This window comes from Sphingomonas sp. GW821-FHT12D09 (assembly GCF_058807215.1).
In genome coordinates, this window is sequence record NZ_JBXAQL010000003.1 from 15,142 (window position 1) to 38,735 (window position 23,594).

Consider the following 23,594-nt stretch of genomic DNA (forward strand, 5'->3'; position numbering starts at 1 on the left):
ATCGTGACGGCAGATCCGCTCTCGTCGCCGTTCACGGCGGAGATCACCCTAACGGTCTCCGCGCTCAATGCCGCGCGCTCGGCCTGGCGGGAACGCCAGGCCGGGCGACACGCGGTGACCCGCTTCCCCTCGCCGGCCGCACTGGCCGAGGCGATCGAGCATCTATCGGCAGCATTGTTCCCCGCCCGGCTCGGCGGCTTTCGCGGCGGGCTGGCGCGCGAGGATGATTTCGTGGCGGAGCGGCTCGGCCAGGCCTTTGCGCTGCTCGGTCAGGAGATTGAAGCCGAACTCGACTATTGGCAGCGCGAAGCCGATCAACCCTTCGATCCCGACCAGGGCCAGGCGATCGTCCGTCTGTTCGCCGCGACGCTGCCCGAGATCCGCGCGGCGATCGACGCCGATGTCGAAGCGGCATTTATCGGCGATCCGGCAGCGCGCAGCGTCGATGAGATCCTGGTCAGCTATCCCGGCGCGCTGGCGATTCGCTACCACCGCATCGCGCATGAACTGCACGAACTGGGCGCGGTGATTGTCGCGCGTATCGTCTCCGAGCTCGCCAATGCGCGCACCGGGATCGACATCCATCCGGGCGCCAAGATCGGCCCGAGCTTCTTCATCGACCATGGCACCGGCGTGGTGATCGGCGAGACGTCGATCATCGGGCGCAACGTCCGCCTCTACCAGCATGTCACGCTGGGCGGCCGCAGCCCGCTGGGCCTGGCGCCCGCGGGCCCGCGCGCGCGCTTCGCCCGGCATCCGATCCTGGAAGACGATGTGATCATATACGCCGGGGCAACGATCCTCGGCCGCGTCACTATCGGGCACGGCAGCACGATCGGCGGCAATGTCTGGCTGCTCGACGATGTCCCGCCGCACTCGGTCGTGGTGCAGCCCGGCGCGGTCCTCCTCGAGGAGACCCAGGCGCACCATATCGGCGCACGGCTGGCGGAGCATGGCGCATGAAGCCGCTGATCGGGGTGCTCTGCTGCAACGAAGTCGCGGAGCGGCCGGTCCAGGTCGTGGCCAGCCGCTTCATCGCGCCGCTCGCCAAGCTTTCGGATGCCACCGTGCTGCTGGTGCCCGCGCTCACCGACAGTTTCGACGCCCGTTCGCTCGCCGGCCGGCTGGACGGGCTGCTGCTCACCGGATCGCGCTCGAACGTCGCCGCGCATCGCTATAGCGACGGCGGCTGGGATCAGACTCCGCTCGACGAGCAGCGCGACGAAGTGGCGCTCGCGCTTGCCGATGCGATGATCGAAGCCGGCAGGCCGGTGTTCGGCATCTGCCGCGGCCTGCAGGAATTGAACGTGCTGTTCGGAGGCACGCTGCGCGGCGATCTCGACGGGCATCATCTCGAGGACGATGGCCGGCCTTTCGAATGCCTGTTCGCCCATGGCCATGACGTAACGCTGGACGAAGCCGGCATCCTCGCCGCCGCGACGGGCGAGCGCCGGCTCGCAGTCAATTCGGTCCATCGCCAGGGCATCGACCGTCTCGGCATCGGCCTGAGCGTGGAGGCGCTGTCGCCCGACGACGGCCTGGTCGAGGGCTTCTCCGCCCGCCCCAACGGCGCCCAGGTGCTGGCAGTGCAATGGCATCCCGAATGGGACGTCGAGCGCCAGGCCGGCAGCCGCGCATTCTTCCGCCTGATCGGCGAAGCGCTCGCCGCCTGAACCGATTGCGCCTCTCCGGAGTTGGCAACTCCATGCGCGGCATCGACATCAGCTCCTGGCAGAGCATCACCGCCACCCTGGTCGGGCTGGTCCTCGTCACCCTGGTCGGCGTCGGCATCCGTCTCGCGATGATGCTCACCGTCCAGCGCCGCCGCGAGCGAATGAACCGGCAGATCAACGAGCGGCTGCGCACGCTGATCGCGGCCTATCGCATCATTGGCGGCTCCTTCACCGGCGACCTGGCCGTCGATCCCCGCCATCTGCGCGATATCCGCGGAGAAGAAGCGGAGCCGCTGGCCCTGTCCGAACGCCCCCGCCGCATCCGCGACGCGGTCGAGGCCGCGCTGTCCGACATCATCCTGCTTGGCACCGAACCGCAGGTCCGCCTCGCGACGCAGGCGGTGGGCGAACTGGTCGCCGGCCGGCCGGTGCATCTGCACGAGCTCGTCGTCTCGCTACGCGTCTTCATTCGCAAGGCGCTCGATCTCGATCCCATCCCGCGCGATCTGGTCATCCCGCCCCAGGGCCCCACGCGCCCCTCCGGCTCGGGTGGAGGCAAGGGCGATCGCGACAAGTCTGGCGGCGGCGAGAAAGGCGGCGGTGGCGGCATGGGCACCGGCATGGGGCTCGGCGCCGGGATTGGGCTGGGCGGCGCCGCGCATGCCGCCGATCCCGATCACGATCCGCACAGCTGACCCATGCTATGGCGCCATGGAGATAGCTCGCCTATGGCAGGGGCTTAGCCGCACGCGAGACGAGTGAGACATTCATGGCCCTGGTGAAAAAGGCTGCGTTTTCCAAGCGCACCAGCAACAAGGCGGCGGCCGCCGAATCTACCGAACCGGCGCCCCCATCTGCCAAGCCCAAGCGCAGTATGCCGGCCACTCGCCGACGCCGCCCCACCACGGCGATCGAGCGGCTCGACCAGGCGACGCAGGAATTGGCGAGCGGCCTCGGCGAGGCTTCGTCCGCCGCCGCCGAGCTGCAGAGCAGCGTCGAGCAGATGGCGAGCGGCGCCGAGGAAGCCGCCGGTGCCGCGCAGGAGTCGCTCGGCCTGATCGGCCATCTGCGCACCAATTTCCGCGAAGCCAATCTGCGCGCCGCCGCCTCGCGCCGCCAGACCGAGCGGCTGCGCATCTCGTTCCTCGAGACACAGGTGCAGATCGACGCATCGGTCTCGGCGATCGAGCTCAATGCGCGCCGCCAGCTCGCCACGGTCTCGGTGATCGACCAGCTCGAGGCCGCGGCCGCTCGGATCGGTGTAGTCGGTGCCACGGTGGGCGAGCTGGCCGAGGAGACCGGCATGCTCGCGCTCAACGCCTCGATAGAGGCCGCCCGGGCAGGCGAGACCGGCAAGGGCTTCGCGATCGTCGCCGACGAAGTGCGCGAGCTTGCCGAAGCGTCCGAAGCGAGCGCGCACGAAATCCGTACGCTTTCCGATGCGATCGTGCGCGAGGCGCAGACGATCGCCGGACGCGTCCGCGCGGCGAGCGAGACGGCAACCGAGCAGGCGCGCAATGGCACCACGATCGGCGCGTCGCTGGGCGATGCCAGCCGTGCGCTGGGCGTCGTGCTGCAAGGCGCCGAGGATATCGCGGCCGCGGCGATCCAGGCCGAAGGCGCAGCAACCGAAGCCGAGCGCGGCGCCGAGCAGGTGGCCAGTGCTGCCGAGGAGCAATCCTCCGCCGCGGCCCAGGCACAGCAAGCGATCGAGCAGCAGTCCGTCTCGCTGGAGCAGAGCCAGCAAACCGCCGAGATGCTCGCCGAACTCAGCAACACGCTTGCCGCCAGCACTGCGGACAGGAGCGCCGCCGAGCAGGTCGCCGCGGCGGCGGAGGAATTGTCGGCAACGGTACAAGAGCTTTCCGGTGCCTCCGCCGAGATCCAGATCGCGATCGAGCAGATCGCCCGCGGCGCCCAGATCCAGAGCGCCGCGACGATCGAGGCGGGCACGGCCATGGCCCAGATCGAGGCGAGCGCCGACCTTGCCCGTCGGCGCGCGGGCGAGGCGATGGAGCGGCTCGACACGATCGTCGCCACCGTCGGCGAAGGTAGCGAAGGGCTGTCTCGCCTCGTCGCCGGCATGGGCAACGCGGTGGAAGAGACGCGCGGCGTGCTCGACCTGCTCACGCAACTCGCCGACCGCACCCGCCAGGCCGAGAAGATCGCCGATGCGATGGCGCTCGCCGCGCTGCAGACCAACATGCTGGGCGTCAGCGGTGCCGTGGAAGCGACGCGTGCCGGCGAGGCCGGGCAGGGCTTCGCGACGGTGACCGCCGACATCCGCAAGCTGGCGCGCACGCTCGCCGCCAATGCCGAGGACGGCAAGGATGTCGTCCGCGCGATCCAGGACCAGATCGGCGCGGTGCGGCGCGATCTCAACCAGCTCGCCGCGGCTGGCGAAACCGAGGCCGGGCGCAACCAGGCGATGCTGGAGCGGTTCGCGGAGATGGCGACCGAGCTTGGCCTGACCCGCGACGACAATCGCGTGATCCTGGACGGCGCCGACGCGATCCAGCGCGCCGCCCGCGAAGTGAGGAGCGGTACCGAGCAGATCGCCGAAGCCGCCGAGCTTGCCGCCGATGCCACGCGCCAGGCCGGCGCGGCCGCTTCGCAACAGGCGCAGGGCACCGAGCTCCTCGCCGCCGCGATCGAGGACATCGCGTCGCTCGCCGCCTCGCTCGCCCCCGCGGCGTGACGGCCGCGCGACCCGAAACGGGCGGCGGCGCCCGGCTGGTCTTCCGCGCCGGATCGAAGCGCTATGCGCTGCCGACATCCGCGGTGCGGGAGATCGCCCGAATCCCGCGCCTCACCCGCGTGCCGCTCGCGCCGCCCCAGCTGCTCGGCCTCGGCATCGTGCGCGGCGAGACGCTGGCGGTGCTTTCCACCGACGCGAGCGAACCGCAACAGCTGCTCGTGCTCGGCGGCAGCCACCGCGCCGCGCTCGCCGTCGATCGAGTCGAGCGACTCACCGGCGGCGACGGGACCGAAGCCTTTGCACTCGACGCGCTGCTCGACGCCGCCCTGCCCATCCGCGCAAAGGCCGCCCGGCAAGGCGCCGGGCTGCGCCAGCGCCGCGAACCTGTCGCGACGGACGAGCATGTCGCCCTGCTGCATTTCGCCATCGGCGACCAGGGCTTCGCGCTGCCGCTCGAACAGGCCGAGGAAGTGCTGCGCGTGCCTGGCGACATCGCGCGCCTGCCCGGCGCGGATCGCGCGGTGATCGGCACGATCGCGCACCGCGATGCGACCCTGGGGCTGTTCTCGCTCGCCGCCTTGCTCGCCATGCCCGAGGGTGCGACGGACGCGCGCCAGCGGATCGTCGTCGTCCGGATCGGCAAGCACAGGCTCGGCCTGCTGGTCGATCGCGTCGAGGGGCTGCTGCACATCGCCACTGCGCGTATCGATCCCGTGCCGTCCACGCTGGCACGCAGCGAGGGTGAGGCGCGGATCACCGCGATCTGCCGGCCCGCCGGCGGCCGGCTGGTCTCGGTGCTGGCGGCGGACCAGCTGCTGAGCGAGGAACAGACAAGGCTGTTGCTCGCCGGCGACAGGACCGAGCGCGTGCAGGCCGCGGTCCGACGCGACCAGCTCCAGATCCTCCCGGTCCATCTCGGCGGACATCGGCTCGGCCTTCCGCTCGCTTCCGTCGAGCGCGTGCTCGCTCGGCCCGCGCGCTGTGCTTCCCTGCCCGGCGCACCAGCCTGGCTGGTCGGCGTGGCTTCGATCGGCGGGGAGCCGCTCGCCATGGTGGACCAGGTGATGCGGCTGACCGGCCGCCCCGCCGAAGGGCGCCGGCAGCGGATGCTCGTGGTCAAGGCGGCGGGGGCCCGGCTGGGCTTCCTGGTCGATGCGCTCGGCGCGCCCTTCCATGCCGATCGCGCCGACCTGGCCCCGGCCCCGCTTCCCGAAATGCTCGCCGCCGGAATCTATGGCGAGGCGCTGCAGCTTGCCGGCGAAGCGCTGCTCCTGCTCGAACCCGAAGCCCTGTTCTCCGCCGCCGAACGCGATCTCGCCGCACGCTTCGTCCGCACCGCGCAATGACGCGCCTGCTCATCGTCGACGATTCCGCGCTGATGCGGCGGCTGCTGCTGGAGATCTTCCAAGAGGCCGGCGACTTCATCATCGAGACCGCGCGCAACGCCGATGAGGCATTGGCGAAACTGGAGGGCTTTGCCCCCGACGTCGTGACGCTCGACATCCATATGCCCGGCATGGACGGCCTCGCCTGTCTCGACCGGATCATGATCGAGCGCCCCTGCCCCGTCGTCATGGTCTCCTCGCTCACCGAGGCCGGCGCGGAGGAGACGCTGGAGGCGCTGGCCCTGGGCGCGATCGATTTCATCGCCAAACCGCGCGGACCGATCTCGCTGGAGATCGACGACATCGTCCCCGATCTTGTCGCTAAGGTCCGCAGCGCCGCCAGCGCCCGCATCCCGCGCAGCGCCCGCCTCGCCGAGCGGGTGCGGCGTGCCGCCAGGCCCGGGCTCAAGCCGGTGCCGCCGACCGGCACCAGATCGCGAAAGCCGAAAGCCGCTCCGTCGACCTTCCGGACGGGGGAGAAATCTGCCCCGCTTTCCGGCATCCAGGCCGTGCTCGTCGGCGTCTCGACCGGCGGCCCGCCCGCGCTCGAAGCCCTGCTCGAACCGCTGCCCGCCAATTTCCCCTGGCCCATCGTCATCGCGCAGCACATGCCGGCCAGCTTCACCGGCCCGCTCGCCCGCCGGCTCAACCGCCACTGCGCACTCGAAGTGGTCGAGGCAAGCAGCGCCACGCCGCTGATGCCTGGCAAAGCCTATATCGGGCGCGGCGACGCCGATCTGGTCTTCTCGCGCCGCGCCGGCCAAGCACATGTCCTTGCCGCGCCGATGCAGAAGGACCTGCTCTGGCACCCCAGCGCCGACCGTATGGTGGAAAGCGCCCGCCGCATCTTCGACGCTGGCGCGCTGGTCGGCGTGCTGATGACCGGCATGGGCAATGACGGCGCCAGGGCAATGACCGCACTGCGCAAGGACGGCGGCCATGTCATCGCCCAGGACGAGGCAAGCGCGGTCGTCTGGGGCATGCCCGGCGCATTGGTCGCGCTGGAGGGTGCCGATCTCGTCTTGCCGCTGGATGCCATCGCCGCGCAGCTGGTCGACTGGGCACGGACATGAGCACCGGACCGATGACCGAGCAGGTACTCACCGGGCAATCGCTCGAGCGGATCGCCGCGATCGTCTACCGCGCCACCGGCATGATCTTCGGCGAGAAGAAGCGCTATTATCTGGAACGCCGCGTCGCCGAGCGGATGCGCCGCACCGCCACCAGCGACGTCGCGCGTTACCTGCTGCTGCTCGACCGCGACCCGCACGAGCGCCAGCAGCTCGTCAACGCGGTGACCATCAACGAGACCTATTTCTTCCGCGAAGACCACCAGCTCGCGGCGCTGTCGCAGGAGATCCTCCCCGCGATCATCGCCACCAAGCGTCCCGGCGACCTGGTCCGGATCTGGGCGATGCCCTGCTCCACCGGCGAGGAGGCCTATTCGATCGCGATCTGGCTGCTTGAAAACTGGCCGCTGGTCGATGCCTATAATGTCGAGATCGTCGGTTCGGACATCGACACGCACGCCCTCGATGCGGCGCGCGAGGGGCGTTATGCGGCGCGCGCGCTGGCACGGCTGCCCGAGAAGCTGGTCGCCGCCTATTTCGAGCGCGAGCACAATCACCGCCGCAAGATCGTCGACGATCTGCGCGAGTCCGTGCTGTTCACCCAGGCGAACCTCAACGACCGCGGATCGGTGCTGTCGCAGGGCCGGTTCGACGTGATCCTGTGCCGCAACCTGCTGATCTATTTCGACGAGGAGTCCCGCACCCGCGCCGCCGAGAACCTCCACGAAGCGCTGCACCCCGGCGGCTATCTCTGCCTTGGCCACAGCGAATCCATGGCCCGCATCGACGAGCGCTTCGAACTGGTTCGCTTGCCCCAGGCAATCGTCTATCGTCGCAACTGATGGACGAGCTTCTCGAACAGTTCCTGATCGAAGGCCGCGACTTGGTGGCCCAGGCGCATGGCGATCTGATCGCCCTGGGCCGCGCGCCGGGCGACGGTGCCGCGCGCGACAGCCTGTTCCGCTCCGTCCACACGCTCAAGGGTTCGGTCGCGCTGTTCGACATGGCACCCGCCGAGACACTGCTCCACGCCGCCGAGACCCGGCTCGAGGCGCTGCGCCGCGGGGATCGGGCGCTGGACGGGGTGCTGCTGGACACGCTGGTCGCCGTGATCGACCAGACCGATCGCTGGATCGACGCGATGGAGCATCACGGCGCGCTCGACGCCGCCGCCCCGGGCGAGGCGAAGCGTCTGCTCGACCTGCTCACCTCCGGGCACCGCGCGCCAGGCGCCGACAGCGCGACGCCGGAAAGCGGCGCCGAACCCGATTGGCTGCAGGCCCTGCGCGCGCGGCCCGATTTCGACGCGGGCGCCGCCACGGCCTTCCGCTACGCGCCCGATCCGGAATGTTTTTTCCGAGGCGACGATCCCCTCGCACTGGCCGCCCAGGTTCCCGACCTGCTCGCGCTCACCGTGCTGCCAGCGGGGGGCAACTGGCCCGCGCTGGACGAATATGAGCCGTTCCGCTGCCTCTCGGTGCTGGAGGGCCTGAGCGCCGCCGAGCCCGATGCGGTGCGCGCCGCCTTCCGCCTCGTCCCCGATCAGGTCGAGATCGTTCGCCTGGTAGCCGCGGCACCGTCCGAGGTACTGGCGACATCCCACCACGCCGAAGCCGCGACCACCTTGCGCGTCGATGCCGCCAAGCTCGATCGGCTGGCGAGCCGCAGCGGCGACCTTGGCGTCGCGGTACGCGCGCTGGCGCCGCTCGCCGATCGGCTGCGCACGCTCGATCCCGCGCTCGCCGCCGAGCTGCGTGCCGTGCAGGACGCGATCGAGCGCGTTGCCGGCGACGTGACCCGCGCGGTGGCGCAGGTACGGCTGGTGCCGCTGGAACCGGTGCTCCGCCGCCTGCCCCGCCTCGCCCGCGAAGCCGCCGCCAGCCTCGACAAGCCGATCCGCTTCACGCTCACCGGCGAAGCCACCGAAGTCGACAAGCAGATCGCCGATGCGCTGTTCGAGCCCCTGCTCCATCTCGTCCGCAACGCCGTCGATCACGGCATCGAACCGGCCGAGGCCCGCGCGGCGTCGGGCAAGCCGGCCGAGGGCAAGATCGCCCTGTCGGTGCGGATCGAGGGCGATAGCGTCGCGATCCTGCTCACCGATGATGGCCGCGGCATGGACCCCGCCGCGATCCGTAAGGCGGCCCTCGCCAAGGGGATGATCGAGGCCGACGCCGCCGAAGCGCTGAACGATGCCGAAGCGTTGCGGCTGATCTTCCTGCCCGGCTTCTCCACTGCCGCGCAGGTGACCGGCATTTCGGGCCGCGGCGTCGGCATGGATGCCGTGCTGACCGCGGTCGAGCGGCTGCAGGGCACGATCGGGATCGACAGCGAAATCGGCGCGGGCACCCGCGTGCATCTGCGCCTGCCCGCCAATGCGATCACCGTGCCGCTGCTCGTCGTCTCGGCCGGCGGCGAACGGCTCGGCATCCGCTTCGATCAGGTGGTAGAGACCGTGCGGGTCGATGCCGCCGCGATCCAGCCGGTCGGCCATGGCCATGCCTGCGTCCTGCGCGACGCCACCGTGCCGGTGCTCGATCTCGCGGCGCTGCTCGGCCTTGACGCGACGACCGGCGAGCACGCGCGGCTGGTCGTCACCGATGTCGGCGGCAGCCGCACTGCGCTGCGCGTCCAGGCGTTCGGCGAGCGCTTCGAGGCTGCGGTCCGCGCCCCCGCCGGGCTGCTCGCGGCCGCGCCGGCGATCGGCGGCACGACGATGCTCGCCGATGGCGGCGTGCTGCTGGTCCTCGACCTGCCGGAGCTGGTCGCATGAGTGTTTCGATCGAGAATGGCCGCATCCTCTTGTCCGGCGCAGCAACGGTCGAGGATGCCGAGCCGCTGCTCGCCGCGCTGCTCGAACATCCCGGCCATATCGTGGACGTGACCGGCCTGACCCGTGCGCACCTGGCCGTCGTCCAGCTGCTGCACGCCACGGGCCGCCCGCTCGCCGGACATACCGATGACGCATTCCTCCGCGACTTCGCACTCGGAAAACTGATCGAGTTGAATGCGAAACAAAAAGATACCGGTGATGCCGCTTCCTCCTTATAAGATAACCCCCTGATCTTCGGAGTTTTTGAATGCCGGTCACCGTTTTGATCGTCGATGACAGCAAACTGGCACGAATCGTCGCCGGCAAGGCTTTGGCGGAACTGCAGCCCGAATGGCAAAAGGTCGAGGCGAGCAGCGGCGCGCAGGCGCTCGAGATCATGGCAGCGGCCAATCCCGATGTGGCGCTGGTCGATTTCAACATGACCGAGATGGACGGGCTGGAACTCGCGGCGGAGATACGCGCTCAGAGGCCCGACATGCCGATCGCCATCATCACCGCCAACATCCAGGACGAGATCATCGCGCGCGCGCGCGAGATCGGCGCCGCCTTCATCCCCAAGCCCGTCACCAGCGAGGGCATTGCCGGCTTCATTTCCGGCACCGCACTCAAGCTGCGGGCGAACCAGGGGTGACCCAGGAGGCCATCGAACTCACTGAACTGGAACGCGACGCCCTTACCGAGATCGTAAATATCGGCGTGAGCCGCGCGGCGGCGTCGCTGCGCAAGATGATCGGCGATCAGGTGCTGCTCTCGGTCCCGTCGATCGAAGTGGTCAGTCAGCGCCGCGCCGCGCGCCTGATCAGCGAGCGCGAAGTGGCCGATCTGGTGGCGGTACGCCAGGATTTCAGCGGGCCCTTCTCGGGCCGCGCGCTGCTGATCTTCCCGGAGAGCAACAGCCTCGAGCTCGTCCGCGCGGTCACCGGCGGCGAACTTACCGCAGAGGAAGTGCTGGAGCTCGAGCATGAGGCGTTGGCCGAAACCGGCAACGTCATCCTCAATGGCTGCCTCGCCACCATGGCGAACATGCTCAAGCGCTCGCTGACCATGACCATTCCCGAAGTGCTGCGCGGCAACGGCGCGATGCTGTTCGAAGTCGATGAGAATGCCGAGACCGAGGGCCTGGTGCTGTTCCTCTATATCGACTTCGCGGTGCGCCAGCGCGACATCCGCGGCTATATCGCGATGCTGATGGACATTCCCTCGCTCGCGACACTCAAGGAACTGCTCGACGAATTCATCGCGCGCATCGTCGGTGAGGATGGCTGACGACTCGCCTTCGCTCAGCGCCGAACAGCTGCGGGCCATCCTCGCGGCCGCCGGCGCGAGCGGTGCCTGGGATTGGGATATCCTGGGTGACCGGCTGACGATCGATAGCCGCTTCGCCGAGCTTTACAGCCTGGACGAAGCAGTGGTCGGCCAGCCGCTGCCGACCTCCATCTTTTACCAGGCTATTCATCCGGATGATCGGACGCGCATCCGCATCGCCGTTGCCGGCATGCTCGCCGGGGCCGAGCTGTTTTCCAAGGAATTCCGCGTCATCTCGCCGACCGGCGCGGTCTTGTGGATGCATGGCCGCGGACAGAGTCACCGCGATGACGAGGACGAGCCCGTCCGCTTCACCGGGCTGCTCGTCGACGTCACCGAGCGCAAGCGCACCGAGGAGCGGCTGCGCATCGCCCAGAGCGCCGGCGGCATCGGATCGTTCGAATATCAGGACGGCTTCTCCACCGTCTCCGTCTCGGGCGAGTTCTGCCGGCTGCTCGGCCTGCATCCGACAGACCGCCTGCCGGTGCGCACGATCAACGCCGTGCTGCGCGAAGGCGAGCCGCCGATCATCCCGGAGGGCGACGCGCCGGGCATTCCCGACAGCTTGGACGGCGAATTCTGCATCCAGTTCGGCGAGGAGCGCGAGAAGCGCTGGATCGCACGCCGCGGCGAGATCCTGCGCGACAGCGAAGGCACCGGCTTCCGCCTGCTCGGCGTGATCTATGACGTGACGCGCGCCAAGCAGCTGGAAGCCGAGCTGCGCGGGCTCAACGAAACGCTCGAGCAGCGCGTCAACAAGGCGATCGACGAGCGCCACCATGCCGAGGAGGCGCTGCGCCAGGCGCAGAAGATGGAGGCGGTGGGCCAGCTCACCGGCGGCATCGCGCACGACTTCAACAATCTCCTGACGATCATCATCGGCAGCATCGACAATGCGATGCGCCGTATCGACACTGCCGTCGACCCGCGGATCGAGCGCTCGCTGGCCAATGCCATGAAGGGCGCCGAGCGCGCCGCCGCGCTCACGCACCGGCTGCTTGCCTTTTCGCGCCGCCAGCCGCTCGAACCGCGTTCGATAGACGTGCCCCGGCTGCTTTCGGGTATGTCGGACCTGCTCACCCGCACCATTTCCGAATCCATCGCCATCGCAATCGACGCCCCCGCTGATACCTGGACGATCGAAGCCGATCCGCACCAGCTCGAGAATGCGATCCTCAACCTGGCGGTCAATGCTCGCGATGCGATGCCGCGCGGCGGCACGCTGACCATCCAGGCGCGCAACCGCACGGTCGCGGAAGGACCCGCCGAGCTTGCCCCGGGCCATTACGTCGCGATCAGCGTAGCCGACACGGGTGTCGGCATGGACGACGAGACGCTCGCCAAGGTGTTCGATCCGTTCTTCACCACCAAGGAAGTCGGCAAGGGGACCGGGCTCGGCCTGTCGATGGTCTATGGCTTCGCCAAGCAATCTGGCGGCGAAGTGGCCATCACCTCGGCCCCCGACAGCGGCACCACCGTCACCTTGCTGCTCGCCCGCAGCATCGGCGCGGCGCAGGCCGAGCAGGACAGCCACGATGCCGGTACCCCGAGTGGCACCAGCGACGAGACCCTGCTCGTCGTCGAGGATGACGACGATGTCCGCGCCTACACGGTGAGCAGCCTGCGCGAACTCGGCTACCGGGTGATCGAGGCGCATGACGGCGCCGCCGCACTTCAGCTGCTCGGCCGGCAGGAAACGCCGGTGTGCCTGCTCGTCACCGATGTGGTGATGCCGCGCATGTCGGGCAGCGAGCTTGCCGTGGCCGCGCGCGGGATCCAGCCGGACCTGCGGATCCTCTACACCTCCGGTTATACGCGCGACGCGATCATGCGCGACGGGCGGCTCGATCCGGGCATCGACCTGCTCGCCAAGCCCTTCACGCTGAAGACGCTGGCGCTGCGGGTACGCGAGCTGCTCGACCGCCTCTGAAGTCAGGCCAGGGCGCGGCCCCGTCCCGCCGGTGCCGCGGCGACGACGAATGCGATCACCGTGCCGATGCAGAGCTGGAACGGGAACGCCAGATGATCGAGCGGCGCCGGCAGCCCGATCCAGCCGGCGATCGCTGGCTGGAGCAGCAGCACGGTCACGAAGCCTGCGATCAGCGAGGCGATCACCGATCCGGTCGTCCCGCGCGGGGTGAAGATCGCGGTCAGGTACACCCCGATCAGCCCGGCATAGGCGAACACCATCACCGACAGCGCGAATTCGAGCAGCCCGAGCTTGGCATAATGCTGCCAGTAGAAGGACAGCACTGCGACCACGAGCATCGCCACGCCGATCACGCCCATGCCGGCGCGGCCCGCCTGGACATAATGATGTTCCTCCACCGTACCACGCCGCTCGCGCCAGGGGCGGTAGAAGTCCTGGATCAGCACCGACGACATCGCGTTGAGCGCCGAATTGGTCGTCGCCACGGCTGCAGCGATGATCCCGGCGGTGACCAGCCCGCGCAGGCCTGGGGGTAGCTGGGTCAGGATATAGTGCATGAAGACGCTGATCTTCTCGCCGCCGAACACCAGGCTCGCGCCCGCGGTGGCGCCGCCCATCAGTTCGGGCCGGTCGTAGAAGACATGGAGCAGCAGCCCGATGGTGATGAACAGCGCCACCACCGGCACCGTGCCGATCACCGACCAGTAGAGGCTGCGCGCGCCGGTCCGCGCATCCTTGCAGGCGAGCAAGCGCTGGGTGGTATCCTGGTCCAATCCCGAGGACGCGATATAGAGCAGCGCGATACCGGTCACGATCGCGAGCAGCGAGAAGGGCTTGGAGAGGTCGCTCGTCAGGTCGAACAGCCGCAGCTTGTCCGCCCCGTTCGGCGCATGCGCCAACCCCTGCAGGATCTCCGCATTGCTCGCCGGGATGCCCATGCGCAGATAGACCAGCACCGCGATCGCCGATCCTACGAAGATCACGAACTGGACGAGATCGATCCACAGCACCGATTTCAGCCCGCCGACAAAGGTCGACAGGAAGGCCGCTGCGACGAGAACCGCAGCGGCGATGAAGATGCCCTGCGCACTCACCGTCCCCGTCATCACCATCGCGATGGCGATCGCCGCCAGGTAGATGCGCGCGCCGCCGGCGAGCACCCGCCCGAACAGGAACATGCCCCCCGCCCAGCGCGTCGCCAGCGTGCCGAAGCGCTGGCCGAGCAGCTCGTACACGGTCGTCACCCGCGCCGCGTAGAAGCGCGGGATCAGCACATGCGCTACGAAGATCGCGCCGAGCAGCCCGCCCAGATTGGTGCCGAGATAGGTGAAGTCGCCGTGGTAGCCGAAGTCCGGCGCCCCCAGGAAGGTCGCGGCCGACTGGGTGGCGGACAGCACCGAGATCGCCGCAAGCCAGGCCGGGACGTTGCCGCCCGCCAGGAAGTACTCCTTGGCGGTGCCGGTATGCTTGGGCGTGAACCACCAGCCGCCCAGGATCAGCAGCGCCAGATAGAGGAGGATGACGATCCAGTCGGCAAGGCTGAAGGGCAGGTGCATGGTTATCCTCAGTACAGCAGGGTGCGCGCGCGCCGCGCCTTGAAGCGGTTCAGCTCCGCCTGCCAGCCGGCGGCGATCTTGCGCGGATCGGTGTCCGCCTTGATCTGGTCGAGCACCGCGCGGTTGCGCAGCAGCCGGTCTACCTTCTCGATCTGGAAGGCCGTCCCGTAGAGCTTCCACAAGGCCGCCACCGTTTCAACGCCTAGCGCTGGCGCATCGAGCTTGTTGCGATCATGGATGATGACTTCGACACCTTCGACGCGCTGCCCGGCAAAGGGATAAAGCTTGTCATTCGCCGGCACATAGGTGACCGCCAGGAAGCTCACCCCCCGGATCGCCCGGGCGTTCAGATAGGCGGCCAGCTGCGTGCCCTTGATCCAGGGCGCGCCGAAGCGAAGGAACGGCGCCTCGCCCGGCCCCTTGATGTTGACATTGGTACCTTCGAGGAGCGCGGTCCCGGCATAGGCAGTCGCCTGGGTGATGCTCCGGAGGTTGGGCGAGGGGTTGATCCACAAGAGGCCCGTGTCGTCATACCAGTCGCCGCGCTTCCACCCGGTCATCCGGATCACGGTCAGCTTCGCGCCGATCCGGTCCTCGGCGTTGAACAAAGTCGCGAGCTCGCCCATCGTCATGCCCGGGCGCATCGGCTCCGAATGCGCGTTGGTGTAGTCCTCGCGCCCCGGCGTCGAGACCGGACCCTGCACCGCCAGCCCGCCCAGCGGGTTCGGCCGGTCGAGCACGATCACCTCCACGCCGTTCGCCGCGCAGGCCTGGAGGAAATATTTGGCGAGCGTCTGGAAGGTCCAGTAGCGCACGCCGGCATCCTGCAGGTCGATCACCACGGCATCCAGCCCGGCAAGCTGCGCCGCGCTCGGCCGCTTCTCGGCATCGGTGCGGCCATAAAGGCTGACGATCTCCAGCCCGCTCCTGGTGTCGAGCTTGTCGTCGATGTTCATGTCGTCGGTCGCGGCGTTGATGCCGTGCTCGCCGCTAAACAGCTTGATCACGCTGAGCCCCGGTACCGCCGCCTGCCCGTCCAGGCGCAGCACGTCGATCGTCCGCCGCCCCTGTCCGTCGACGCTGATCGGATTGGCGAGCACGGCAAGGCGCAGCTTGCCGCCATGCCGCGCAGCGATCGCGCGCAGCGGCGCGAAGTGCGTGTCCTGCAGCACGTCGATCCCGGTGCGCACCTGTGCGGCAGCCGGCATCGCCACCAGCAGCGCGAGGAGCAGGAGCAGGAGCCGCTTCACTTCGCGGCATCCAGCGCGGCGAGCACCGCGCCGTGAATCGCCGGCCGCGCCTTGAAGATCTCCGCATTGTCGCGGGTCGGGTTCACCCGGTTGGTCAGTAGGATGATGAAGGCGTCGCGGTCCGTATCGATATAGATCGAGGTGCCGGTGAAGCCGGTATGGAGGATCGCATGAGGCGAGGCGAGCGGGCCGGCAAAGCCCTTCGCCGATGGCATGTCCCAGCCCAGCGCGCGGCTGCTCCCCGCCGGCAGGCCCTGGGGCTGCATGAACAGCTTGATCGTGTCCGCCTTGATCAGCTGCCTGCCGCGGTACCGGCCATGATCAAGATAGAGCTGCGCGATCCGGGACAGGTCCGTCGCAGTCGAGAACAGTCCGGCATGCCCGGCGACCCCGCCCATTACATACGCGTTTTCGTCATGCACCACCCCGCGCACCAGCATGTGGCGGAAGCTATTGTCCTGCTCGGTCGGCGCGATCCGCGACAACCGGCTCTTGGGCGGATTGAACCCGGTGTCCTTCATCCCCAGCGGGCCGAACAGTTCCTTGGCCAGGAACTGGTCGAGCGGCTGGCCGGTGATCCGCGAGACGATCTCGCCGACCAGGATCAGGTTGAAGTCCTGATAGACATAGACGGTGCCCGGTGGGTTGCCGACCGGCATGGTGTAGAGCTGGCGCAGGATACCGGCGCGGTCACTCGCCTTCCCCCAGAGCAGCCCGGCCACCGGCTTGAAGCCCGAGCTGTGGCTGAGCAGGTGGCGAATGGTGATCGCATCATGCCCCGGCGTCCCCGCGAATTCGGGCAGATAGCGCGCCACCGGCGCATCGAGATCGAGCTGGCCGCGGTCGTAGAGGATCTCGGCGGCACTGGTCGTCGCCACCACCTTGGTGAGCGAGGCCAGGTCGAAGATCGCGTTCCTAGGCATCGCCGGCGCGCCGGGCGTGGAATCGATCCGCCCGAACGCCTTCACCGCCAGCAATTTGCCATGCTGCCCCACTGCGAGCACCGCGCCGGGAAAGGCCTTGCCCACCCAGGTCTCGACTTCCGCGAACGCCGGCGAGAGCTGCGCCTTCGCCGGGGCAATGGAATGGGAAGCAGGCGCAACCGCCGATGCGACGGGAAAGGAAAGCAGCAGCGCGCCAGCGGCTGCCAATGCCCTTAGGCGTCTCGTCGCGACCATCTTCTCTCCCCTGGGTCCGCCTGTTCGCGGCAGCATGGGGTGGTCGCGGCTATGCGGTCAAGGAACCGCGCCTTGCCCAGCTATAACCAGCGGGCAAGGCGCCCGCCCATCATTGCGCGGCTTCGTCCGCGTCGATCACGCCATTCTTGTTGGCATCGTTCTTGTCGAACTTGGCCAGGTCCTCGGCGGCCAGCTCGGCGGCGCTGACATTGCCGTCGCCGTCGGTGTCGAGGCGCTTGAGGCGGCGATCGACCTTGGCCTGGTCCATCGTCTCTCCGCGCTTCTCCGCCGCCTTGGTCATGAACGCCAGCAGCTCGGCCGGGCTGGCCTTGCCATTGCCGTCCGCGTCGAGATTCTTGAACTTCTTGGCCGATGCCGCCTGCGCCTCGGCGCGGGTCTGGCCGGCCTTCTGGGCGAGCGCCTGGCCCGAGATCAGCAGGGCGGCCATCGTGACGGCAATCTTCAACGTCTTCATGATTCGTCTCTCCTTAGGTCTATCATCTTGATCAGAAACGGAAACCAACGCTAGCCCGGCCGCTGTAGCTCGAGCCGCCGCTACCGGTCTCGCCGCGCACGCCGACGCCCAGCACGAAACGGCCGACATTGGTCGAGGCATCGAGGCGCCCCGTGAACGTCGTACTGCCGAACTGGCCCGCGCTCGCCACGAAGCCATTGCCGGTATCGACGAAGCTGAACGCCCGCAGCGCCTCGGCATCGCCCAGATAGGAGCGCGCACCCACATCACCCGAGAGGCTTACCCCGCCCAGCGCCGCAGTGCCGCGCACGCCGTAGCTGGCCAGCGTGGTGGTCGTGCGCATCCGCCCCGCCTTCAGCGCCGCGGCGCCACCCCATTCCTGGGTCTTGTCGAGCACCGCCGCGCTCACGCTGCCACCGACATAGGGGCCGACGCGCACGCCCTCGCTCAGCGGCATCAGATAGGCCGCCTCGGCAAAGCTCACCCAGCTCTGGCCGTCGCCGCCCGAATGGAGCTGGTTGGTGAGCCCACCGAACGCTACCTGGCGATCGGTGTTCAGCGTGAAGGCCGAATAGCCCACGCCGCCGGCAATGCGGACCCCGTCGCTGGTGAAGCCGAAATAGGCAAAGACACCGTTGCTCGTCAGGTCGGCGGTACTGCCTCGCGCCGCCAGGCCGATATCGTTCTTGGCATAGCGATAGGAGACACCCCAGCGCAGCGTGTCGCCGGTCATCTCGAGCCCGCCCGCAATCACGGTGCGATCCGACTCGATCTTGGCATAGCCATCGCTGGCGCCCGCATTGAGCTTGCCGATATCGCCCGAGATCCAGGCACTCTTCTTCTGCCCGCGCGGTCCGTCGATGCGCGCGATCAGCTCGCGGCCCGCATCGTGCGCGTCGCGCCCGGCAACCACCGCGCCCGCCACCAGCACTTCGCCCGAAAGCTGGTCGAAGGCGTCGCGTGCATCGGCGGCGTTCAGGCCGATCGCCGCATCGAACACCGCACCCGAGCTCTTCGCCCCGACCGCGGCGGCCACCGCGACCTGGTTCGGCGTCTGCCCGACCGATGTGAAGCTCACATCGTTGCGCAGCAGCCGCAGCTGCACGGTGCTGGCATTGTAGACCAGGCTCGGCGTCAGGAACGCGAGATCGGTGACGACGCCGCCGAAGGTCCCGGTCACCGTCGATCCGGTGAGGATCGTGTAGCTGGTCAGCGGCAGGAAGTTGGTCGCGCCGCCGGTGAGCACCGATACGGTGCCGCCGTTGATCGTCACCGCGCCGGTCGCGATGATCTGGTCCGAGAGCCCCGTCGGCGATACTTCGACCTGATAGGTCGAACCCGCCGCGAAGGTCAGGCTGCCGGTCACGTTGAGCGTGCCGATCGAATTGCCCGGGGCGACGATGCCGGACACGCTCAGCGACCCGGTCTTGCCCGAGCCGCCCAGGCGTCCGGTCGCGCCGATCGTCAGCGTTCCCGCCAGCGATCCGTTCACCACCAGCAGGCCGTCGTTGATCGTGGTCGAGCCGGTATAGGTGTTGGCGCCGTTCAGCGTCAGCGTGCCGGTGCCCGACTTGATCAGGCGGCCGGTGCCCGAGAGTACACCAGAATAGGCGCTGGAACCCGTGCTGTTCACGGTCAGGATCGCGCTGCCCAGCGCGATGTTGCCGTCGCCGGCCAAGCCCCCCACGGTCGTCGCGAAGTTGGCGAGATTGACCGCGCCCGGCGAAGTGACGGTGAGCGTGCCGGTGCCGAAGGCATTGGTGGCGCCCGCGGTCAGTGTGCCGCCGGTCACGGTAGTGCCGCCGGTATAGGTGTTGGCGGCGCCCAGCGTCAGCGTGCCGGTGCCGGTCTTGGCGAAGCCGCCCGAGCCGCTGATCACGCCGGTGAAGCTGCTGTTGGCGGTACCGCCCGCGGTCAGCGTGCCGGCGCCGAGCAGGATGCGACCCGCGCCGCTCAGCGTGCCCACCGAAGCGGTGTTTCCGTTGACGTCGAAGGTCGCGCCCGCAGCCACGCTCAGCGCACTGCTGCCGGCGATCGTGCCGCCGTCGAGCCGCAGCGTGCCGGCCGAGACCGTAGTCACGCCGGTGTAGCTGTTGGTGCCCGCCAGGGTGAACACGCCGGTGCCCGCCTTGGTCAGCCCGCCGCTGCCGCTGATCACGCCGGCATAGCGCGTGTCGGTGTTGCCGCCGCCGGTGGTGAGGCTGCCGCCCGACAGCGTCACGCTGCCCGTTCCGGCCAGGCTGGCAACAGTCTGCGATGCCGCGAGATCGAGCGTCGCGCCCGCCGCGATCGTCATATTGGTGCCGGTCGGCAGCGCGCCGCCGACGCCCGCACGCAGGATGCCGCCCGCCACGGTGGTGGCGCCCGCATAGCTGTTGGCGCCGCCCAGGATCAGCGTGCCGCTGTCGAGCTTGTTGATCCCACCGGTGCCGCCGATGCTCGCGGCGATCGTCGCGGAGACGATCGGATCGACGCGGATATTGGTCTGCGCATCGGCCAGGCTCAGGCTCCCGGTGCCCGCGGCGATCACATAGCCGCTGGTCATGAACTGCACGCCGGTCACGCTGATCGCGCCGTTGACGGCAACGGTGCCGGCCGCACCCTGGAACACGGCGAAGCGCCCGCCCCAGCTGTCGTTCGCGGTGCCGTTCGCGTTGGTCCAGTTGGTGGCGTTGCTGGTCCAGCTGCCCGAACCGCCGCCGACCGCGCCGTTCGCGGTGGTGCCGGCGCCGTCCCAGAACTGAATCTCGGGGACGATATTGTCATAGACCAAATTGACCTGCTGGCCGACCGCGGTCTGCAAATTGATGTGCGGCGCGTTCGAGCCGGCCGGCAGCGTGCCGATGGTCAGGCCATTGTCGGTGAGCGTGCCGGTATAGTCGATCAGGCGATAGACGCCGACGCCGAAGCCGCCGAGGTCGGTCACGTTGAGCGTGCCGTCCAGCGTAAGGTTGCCATTGACCTGGATCCGGTCGCTGACGCCCGCCACGTTCGGCGCGCCCAGCCCCATGTCGAGCACCGAGCCCGAGGACAGGACGAGCCCGCCCGCGGTGAAGGTCCCCGCCCCGGCCCCGCCAGCGGCAAGGTGCGCGCCGTCCGCGATCGTCACCACGCCCGCTGCGCTGCCCGAGCCGCTGAGCGTCGCGCCGCCGGCGACGTTCACGGCGCCCGCGACACTGCCATTAAGCTGCAGCGTGCCGGCATTGACCTGGGTACCGCCAAGATAGCGGTTGGTGCCGCCGAGGATCAGCGTGCCGGTGCCGGTCTTGGTCAGCCCGCCATTGCCGCTTGCCGAACCGGTGAAGCTGTCATTGGCATTGAGCCCGCCGGTGGTCAGGTTGGCGCCGAGCAGCACGTTGCCCGCGCCGTTGAGCCCGCCGATCACCTGATCCGCGCGAATATCCAGCGTTGCGCCCGATGCGACCGAGACGTTGCTCGTCGCCGGCAGCGCGCCGCCATTCAGCGCCACCACGGTGCCGCCCTGGATATTGGTCGCGCCGGCATAGCTGTTTGCGCCCGAGAGGGTCAGCGTGCCGGCGTCGTTCTTGAGCAGCCCGCCACTGCCCGTGATCGCCGCACTGATCGTTGCGGTCAGGCCCGGGTCGACGCGGAGGTTGGTCAGCGCGGTGTTGGTGGTCAGCGTGCCGCTGCCGGCGGCGATCTCATAGCCGTCCGTGATGAACTGCGCGCCCGAGAACAGGATCGCGTCGTCCACCGTGACCACGCCGGCCGCTCCCTGGAACACGCCGAACGCGCCGGCCCAGCCGCTATTGTTGGTGGCCGTCGTATCGGTCCAGTTGGGGAAGCTGTTGGTCCAGCTGCCGCTGCCGCCCTGCACGATGCCGTCGCCCGAATTGTCGGTGCCATCCCAGAACTGGATCGTGGTCGCCGCGGGCGTGCCATAGACCAGGTTCACCTGGGTCGCGACCGAGGTCTGGATCGTCATCAGGCTGCCATTGGCGCCGGCGGGCACACCGCCGATCAGCAGGCCATTGTCGGTGAGCGCACCGGTGTAGTTGATCAGCCGGTAGACGCCCTCGCCAAAGCCACCGACATCGGCGACGTTCAGCGTGCCATCGAGCGTCAGGCCGCCATTCACCTGGATGCGGTCCCCCGTGCCGGGGGCAGCAAGCTCATAGTTGAGCACCGAGGTGCCCGAGAGGATCAGCCCGCCAGTGGTCAGCGTGCCGACGCCGTTATTGCCCGGGGCCAGCGTCGCGCCCGAGGCATCGAGCACGCCGTTGATCCGGCCTGCGCCGCCCAGGCTGGTGCCCGCCGCCATCGTCACATTGCCCGACCAGCGCCCGGACAGCGCCACGCCGCCGCCATTGATCGCGAGCAGGCCGGTCGCGCTGTTGTTGCCCGACAGCGTCAGCGTGCCGCTACCCACCTTGCTGAGCCCGCCAAGCTGGCTGACCACGCCCGAGAAGACCGTGTCGCCGCCAAGTCCGCCGGTGGTCAGTGTCGCGCCTGCGATACTGCCGGTGGTCACAGCACCGTCACCGGACAGATTGCCGATGACCTGGTTGTAGCCGATCTGGGTGCTGCTGCCGCCGGCATCGACACCGTTCAGGTCGAGCGTGCCGCCGCTGCCAATCGTCACGGCCGAATTGGCCGAGAAGCTGTTATCGAGCAGGCCCGTGCGCAGCATGCCGGTACCGCTGATCACTGTGTCGCCGGAATAGCTGTTGGCCGTGGTCAGCGTCAGGTTGCCGATATTGAGCAGTTGCAGCCCGCCGGTGCCGCTGATCGCGCCGCTCATCTGCAGGTTGCGCGTGCGGTTATAGGCCAGCGTGCCATTGTTGACGATCGCGCCCGCCACCGCGCCGCCATTGGTGGCGTCGAGATCGTCGAAGCGCAGCGTCGCGCCGGCAGCGATCGTCGCGCCGTTACGCAGCGTCTGCGTGTTGATGATCCCCCAGGTGCCACCCAGCACGTTGAGCGTATCGATGCCGGAGGTGTTAACCAGCACTTGTGCACCGGTACCGGTCAAGTTCAAGATGTCGGTGGCATTGGTGCTGGAGGCAGCCGCGATCGTTCCGTTGATAATCGAGCCGGTCTCGATGGTGAGCGTGTTGACGGTGTTGGGCGCGACGTTCGATGCCGAGCCACCGAAGGTTACTGCGACGCCGCTGGCGTTAGGGCCGGTGCCGGCCGTGGTGACGCTGCCGGCGGCAAGCGTGACACTGTTGGTCGTGCTGCTCGCGGTGAGGTTGATGCGGATCGCCTCGCGTGTCAGCGTCGAGGTCGTCAGGCCACCCTCGCCACCGCTGATTGTGCCACGGTTGATAATCGTGGTGTTGCCGGCACCGATGACGCCATAGACGCCACTAATGACGCCGGTAGCCTCGTTGGTAAGGGTCAGGTTTCCGTTGGCGCGAACGCCTTCGCCTTGGCTGGCGTTGTAGATTGGTTCTCCGGTGGTGCTGCTCACGCCCGTCTGCACCACGGTGCCGGTACCCGTGATCGTACCGGCATTGACGATAGTCGACGGTGCCGAACTGAGCACCCCTTCATTGCCGGTTATCGATCCGCCCACGGCATTGGTAAGATTGAGCGTGGCGCCGGGGATCGTTACTTCGACGCCCTGGGCGACTTGGCCGATCCCGGCAGTGTTGGTCGCACCCGTGCTGATGATCGTGCCCGAATTGTTGATCGTAATCATGCCGGTGTCGGCCGCGGTCGCGGTGATCTGGATCGCGTCGTTCGCGCCGCGGATGAGGCCGTTGTTGTTGATCGTGATCGTGCGTTCCCAGACCGGAGCGACGGGAACCGTTGGCGGGTTCGCCGCACCGCCGGTGCCGCTGATCGCGCGGCCATTGGTCGTGCTGGTGGGTACACCTTCGATCGTGCCGTTATTGGTGATCACGATGCCGGTGCCGGTGCTGGCGCCGTTGATCGTCACCGCGCGGTTGCCCGCGACCTGGATCGTGCCGCCCGCCGCCACGGTCAGCGTGTCGTCGGCGTCCAGATTGATGTTGCTGGTCCTCGTCGTTCCCGCACCAACCGTGGTGTTCTGTGCATGCGCCACCGTGGGCAGCGCCGCGAAGCAGGCGGAAATCAGCAGGCGGGTGCGCACGCTGCGGGCGCGGATCGAAAAGGTCATGAGTCTTCCTCCCCAGAAGCGGCGCGTTCGGCCGCATTGGTCTCGCCAGTGCTCTGGCTGCTTGTGATTTCGTGAGCGCGCGCCGCGGCACTCGCCCTCGCCGCTCCTTAGGCGGCGGTGATCGGCGCTAGGCCG

Annotated in this window: 17 protein-coding genes; 12 read left to right on the forward strand and 5 right to left on the reverse strand. The window is 68.6% G+C overall.

The window, feature by feature from the left end; all coding sequences use genetic code 11:
* Positions 1-3 precede the first annotated feature (3 nt).
* The 12 genes from epsC to AC1RPL_RS13770 all read left to right on the forward strand — a co-directional run bounded on the left by epsC (position 4) and on the right by AC1RPL_RS13770 (position 12,894).
* Positions 4-963, forward strand: a complete 960-nt coding sequence (gene epsC, locus AC1RPL_RS13715) for a serine O-acetyltransferase EpsC (protein ID WP_493069870.1) — start codon at positions 4-6, stop codon at positions 961-963.
* Positions 960-1,673, forward strand: a complete 714-nt coding sequence (locus AC1RPL_RS13720) for a gamma-glutamyl-gamma-aminobutyrate hydrolase family protein (RefSeq protein ID WP_493069871.1) — start codon at positions 960-962, stop codon at positions 1,671-1,673. The genes epsC and AC1RPL_RS13720 overlap by 4 nt, the downstream gene beginning before the upstream one ends.
* Before the next feature lie 32 nt (positions 1,674-1,705).
* Entirely contained in the window at positions 1,706-2,368 is a 663-nt protein-coding gene (locus tag AC1RPL_RS13725; protein ID WP_493069872.1) for a hypothetical protein, read from the forward strand.
* Positions 2,369-2,442: 74 nt separating this feature from the next.
* Complete coding sequence (locus tag AC1RPL_RS13730; protein ID WP_493069873.1) at positions 2,443-4,371, forward strand: methyl-accepting chemotaxis protein; 1,929 nt, start codon at positions 2,443-2,445, stop codon at positions 4,369-4,371.
* Positions 4,368-5,717, forward strand: coding sequence for a chemotaxis protein CheW (locus tag AC1RPL_RS13735; RefSeq protein ID WP_493069874.1), 1,350 nt, complete (start codon positions 4,368-4,370; stop codon positions 5,715-5,717). The genes AC1RPL_RS13730 and AC1RPL_RS13735 overlap by 4 nt, the downstream gene beginning before the upstream one ends.
* Positions 5,714-6,829: a chemotaxis-specific protein-glutamate methyltransferase CheB gene (gene cheB / locus AC1RPL_RS13740; protein WP_493069875.1), complete on the forward strand. Its 1,116-nt coding sequence runs from the start codon at positions 5,714-5,716 to the stop codon at positions 6,827-6,829. Before AC1RPL_RS13735 ends, cheB begins: the two co-directional genes overlap by 4 nt.
* Positions 6,826-7,668, forward strand: coding sequence for a CheR family methyltransferase (locus tag AC1RPL_RS13745; RefSeq protein ID WP_493069876.1), 843 nt, complete (start codon positions 6,826-6,828; stop codon positions 7,666-7,668). The genes cheB and AC1RPL_RS13745 overlap by 4 nt, the downstream gene beginning before the upstream one ends.
* On the forward strand, positions 7,668-9,599 hold the full coding sequence (locus AC1RPL_RS13750; protein WP_493069877.1) for a chemotaxis protein CheA: 1,932 nt from the start codon (positions 7,668-7,670) through the stop codon (positions 9,597-9,599). Before AC1RPL_RS13745 ends, AC1RPL_RS13750 begins: the two co-directional genes overlap by 1 nt.
* A complete protein-coding gene (locus tag AC1RPL_RS13755; RefSeq protein ID WP_493069878.1) occupies positions 9,596-9,877 on the forward strand; it encodes a hypothetical protein in 282 nt (93 codons plus the stop codon). Before AC1RPL_RS13750 ends, AC1RPL_RS13755 begins: the two co-directional genes overlap by 4 nt.
* A 29-nt stretch (positions 9,878-9,906) precedes the next feature.
* The gene (locus tag AC1RPL_RS13760) at positions 9,907-10,290 is read left to right on the forward strand and encodes a response regulator transcription factor (RefSeq protein WP_493069879.1); all 384 of its coding nucleotides are present in this window, start codon (positions 9,907-9,909) and stop codon (positions 10,288-10,290) included.
* Positions 10,287-10,925, forward strand: coding sequence for a chemotaxis protein CheX (locus AC1RPL_RS13765; RefSeq protein ID WP_493069880.1), 639 nt, complete (start codon positions 10,287-10,289; stop codon positions 10,923-10,925). The genes AC1RPL_RS13760 and AC1RPL_RS13765 overlap by 4 nt, the downstream gene beginning before the upstream one ends.
* Entirely contained in the window at positions 10,918-12,894 is a 1,977-nt protein-coding gene (locus AC1RPL_RS13770) for an ATP-binding protein (protein ID WP_493069881.1), read from the forward strand. Before AC1RPL_RS13765 ends, AC1RPL_RS13770 begins: the two co-directional genes overlap by 8 nt.
* A 2-nt stretch (positions 12,895-12,896) precedes the next feature.
* On the opposite strand, the gene AC1RPL_RS13775 is transcribed toward AC1RPL_RS13770, so the two are convergent.
* From AC1RPL_RS13775 to AC1RPL_RS13795, 5 genes are all read right to left on the reverse strand, one after another.
* Positions 12,897-14,450: a sodium:solute symporter family transporter gene (locus AC1RPL_RS13775; protein WP_493069882.1), complete on the reverse strand. Its 1,554-nt coding sequence runs from the start codon at positions 14,448-14,450 to the stop codon at positions 12,897-12,899.
* An 8-nt stretch (positions 14,451-14,458) separates the two neighbouring features.
* Entirely contained in the window at positions 14,459-15,700 is a 1,242-nt protein-coding gene (locus AC1RPL_RS13780) for an exo-beta-N-acetylmuramidase NamZ family protein (RefSeq protein ID WP_493069883.1), read from the reverse strand.
* Positions 15,697-16,878: a serine hydrolase domain-containing protein gene (locus AC1RPL_RS13785; protein WP_493069884.1), complete on the reverse strand. Its 1,182-nt coding sequence runs from the start codon at positions 16,876-16,878 to the stop codon at positions 15,697-15,699. The genes AC1RPL_RS13780 and AC1RPL_RS13785 overlap by 4 nt, the downstream gene beginning before the upstream one ends.
* A 109-nt stretch (positions 16,879-16,987) precedes the next feature.
* Positions 16,988-17,353 carry an EF-hand domain-containing protein gene (locus AC1RPL_RS13790; protein ID WP_493069885.1) on the reverse strand — a complete coding sequence of 122 codons (366 nt, stop codon included), beginning with the start codon at positions 17,351-17,353 and terminating at the stop codon, positions 16,988-16,990.
* Between the two features lie 31 nt (positions 17,354-17,384).
* Positions 17,385-23,459, reverse strand: a complete 6,075-nt coding sequence (locus tag AC1RPL_RS13795; RefSeq protein ID WP_493069886.1) for an autotransporter-associated beta strand repeat-containing protein — start codon at positions 23,457-23,459, stop codon at positions 17,385-17,387.
* Positions 23,460-23,594: the final 135 nt, after the last annotated feature.

Excerpts from the sequence above, each read along its gene's own strand:
- AC1RPL_RS13720 (WP_493069871.1), top strand. The coding sequence starts at position 960 with ATGAAGCCGCTGATCGGGGTGCTCTGCTGCAACGAAGTCGCGGAGCGG.
- AC1RPL_RS13775 (WP_493069882.1), bottom strand. The coding sequence starts at position 14,450 with ATGCACCTGCCCTTCAGCCTTGCCGACTGGATCGTCATCCTCCTCTAT.
- AC1RPL_RS13725 (WP_493069872.1), top strand. The coding sequence starts at position 1,706 with ATGCGCGGCATCGACATCAGCTCCTGGCAGAGCATCACCGCCACCCTG.
- AC1RPL_RS13750 (WP_493069877.1), top strand. The coding sequence starts at position 7,668 with ATGGACGAGCTTCTCGAACAGTTCCTGATCGAAGGCCGCGACTTGGTG.
- AC1RPL_RS13785 (WP_493069884.1), bottom strand. The coding sequence starts at position 16,878 with ATGGTCGCGACGAGACGCCTAAGGGCATTGGCAGCCGCTGGCGCGCTG.
- AC1RPL_RS13770 (WP_493069881.1), top strand. The coding sequence starts at position 10,918 with ATGGCTGACGACTCGCCTTCGCTCAGCGCCGAACAGCTGCGGGCCATC.
- AC1RPL_RS13730 (WP_493069873.1), top strand. The coding sequence starts at position 2,443 with ATGGCCCTGGTGAAAAAGGCTGCGTTTTCCAAGCGCACCAGCAACAAG.
- AC1RPL_RS13790 (WP_493069885.1), bottom strand. The coding sequence starts at position 17,353 with ATGAAGACGTTGAAGATTGCCGTCACGATGGCCGCCCTGCTGATCTCG.
- AC1RPL_RS13760 (WP_493069879.1), top strand. The coding sequence starts at position 9,907 with ATGCCGGTCACCGTTTTGATCGTCGATGACAGCAAACTGGCACGAATC.
- cheB (WP_493069875.1), top strand. The coding sequence starts at position 5,714 with ATGACGCGCCTGCTCATCGTCGACGATTCCGCGCTGATGCGGCGGCTG.
- AC1RPL_RS13745 (WP_493069876.1), top strand. The coding sequence starts at position 6,826 with ATGAGCACCGGACCGATGACCGAGCAGGTACTCACCGGGCAATCGCTC.
- AC1RPL_RS13795 (WP_493069886.1), bottom strand. The coding sequence starts at position 23,459 with ATGACCTTTTCGATCCGCGCCCGCAGCGTGCGCACCCGCCTGCTGATT.
- AC1RPL_RS13755 (WP_493069878.1), top strand. The coding sequence starts at position 9,596 with ATGAGTGTTTCGATCGAGAATGGCCGCATCCTCTTGTCCGGCGCAGCA.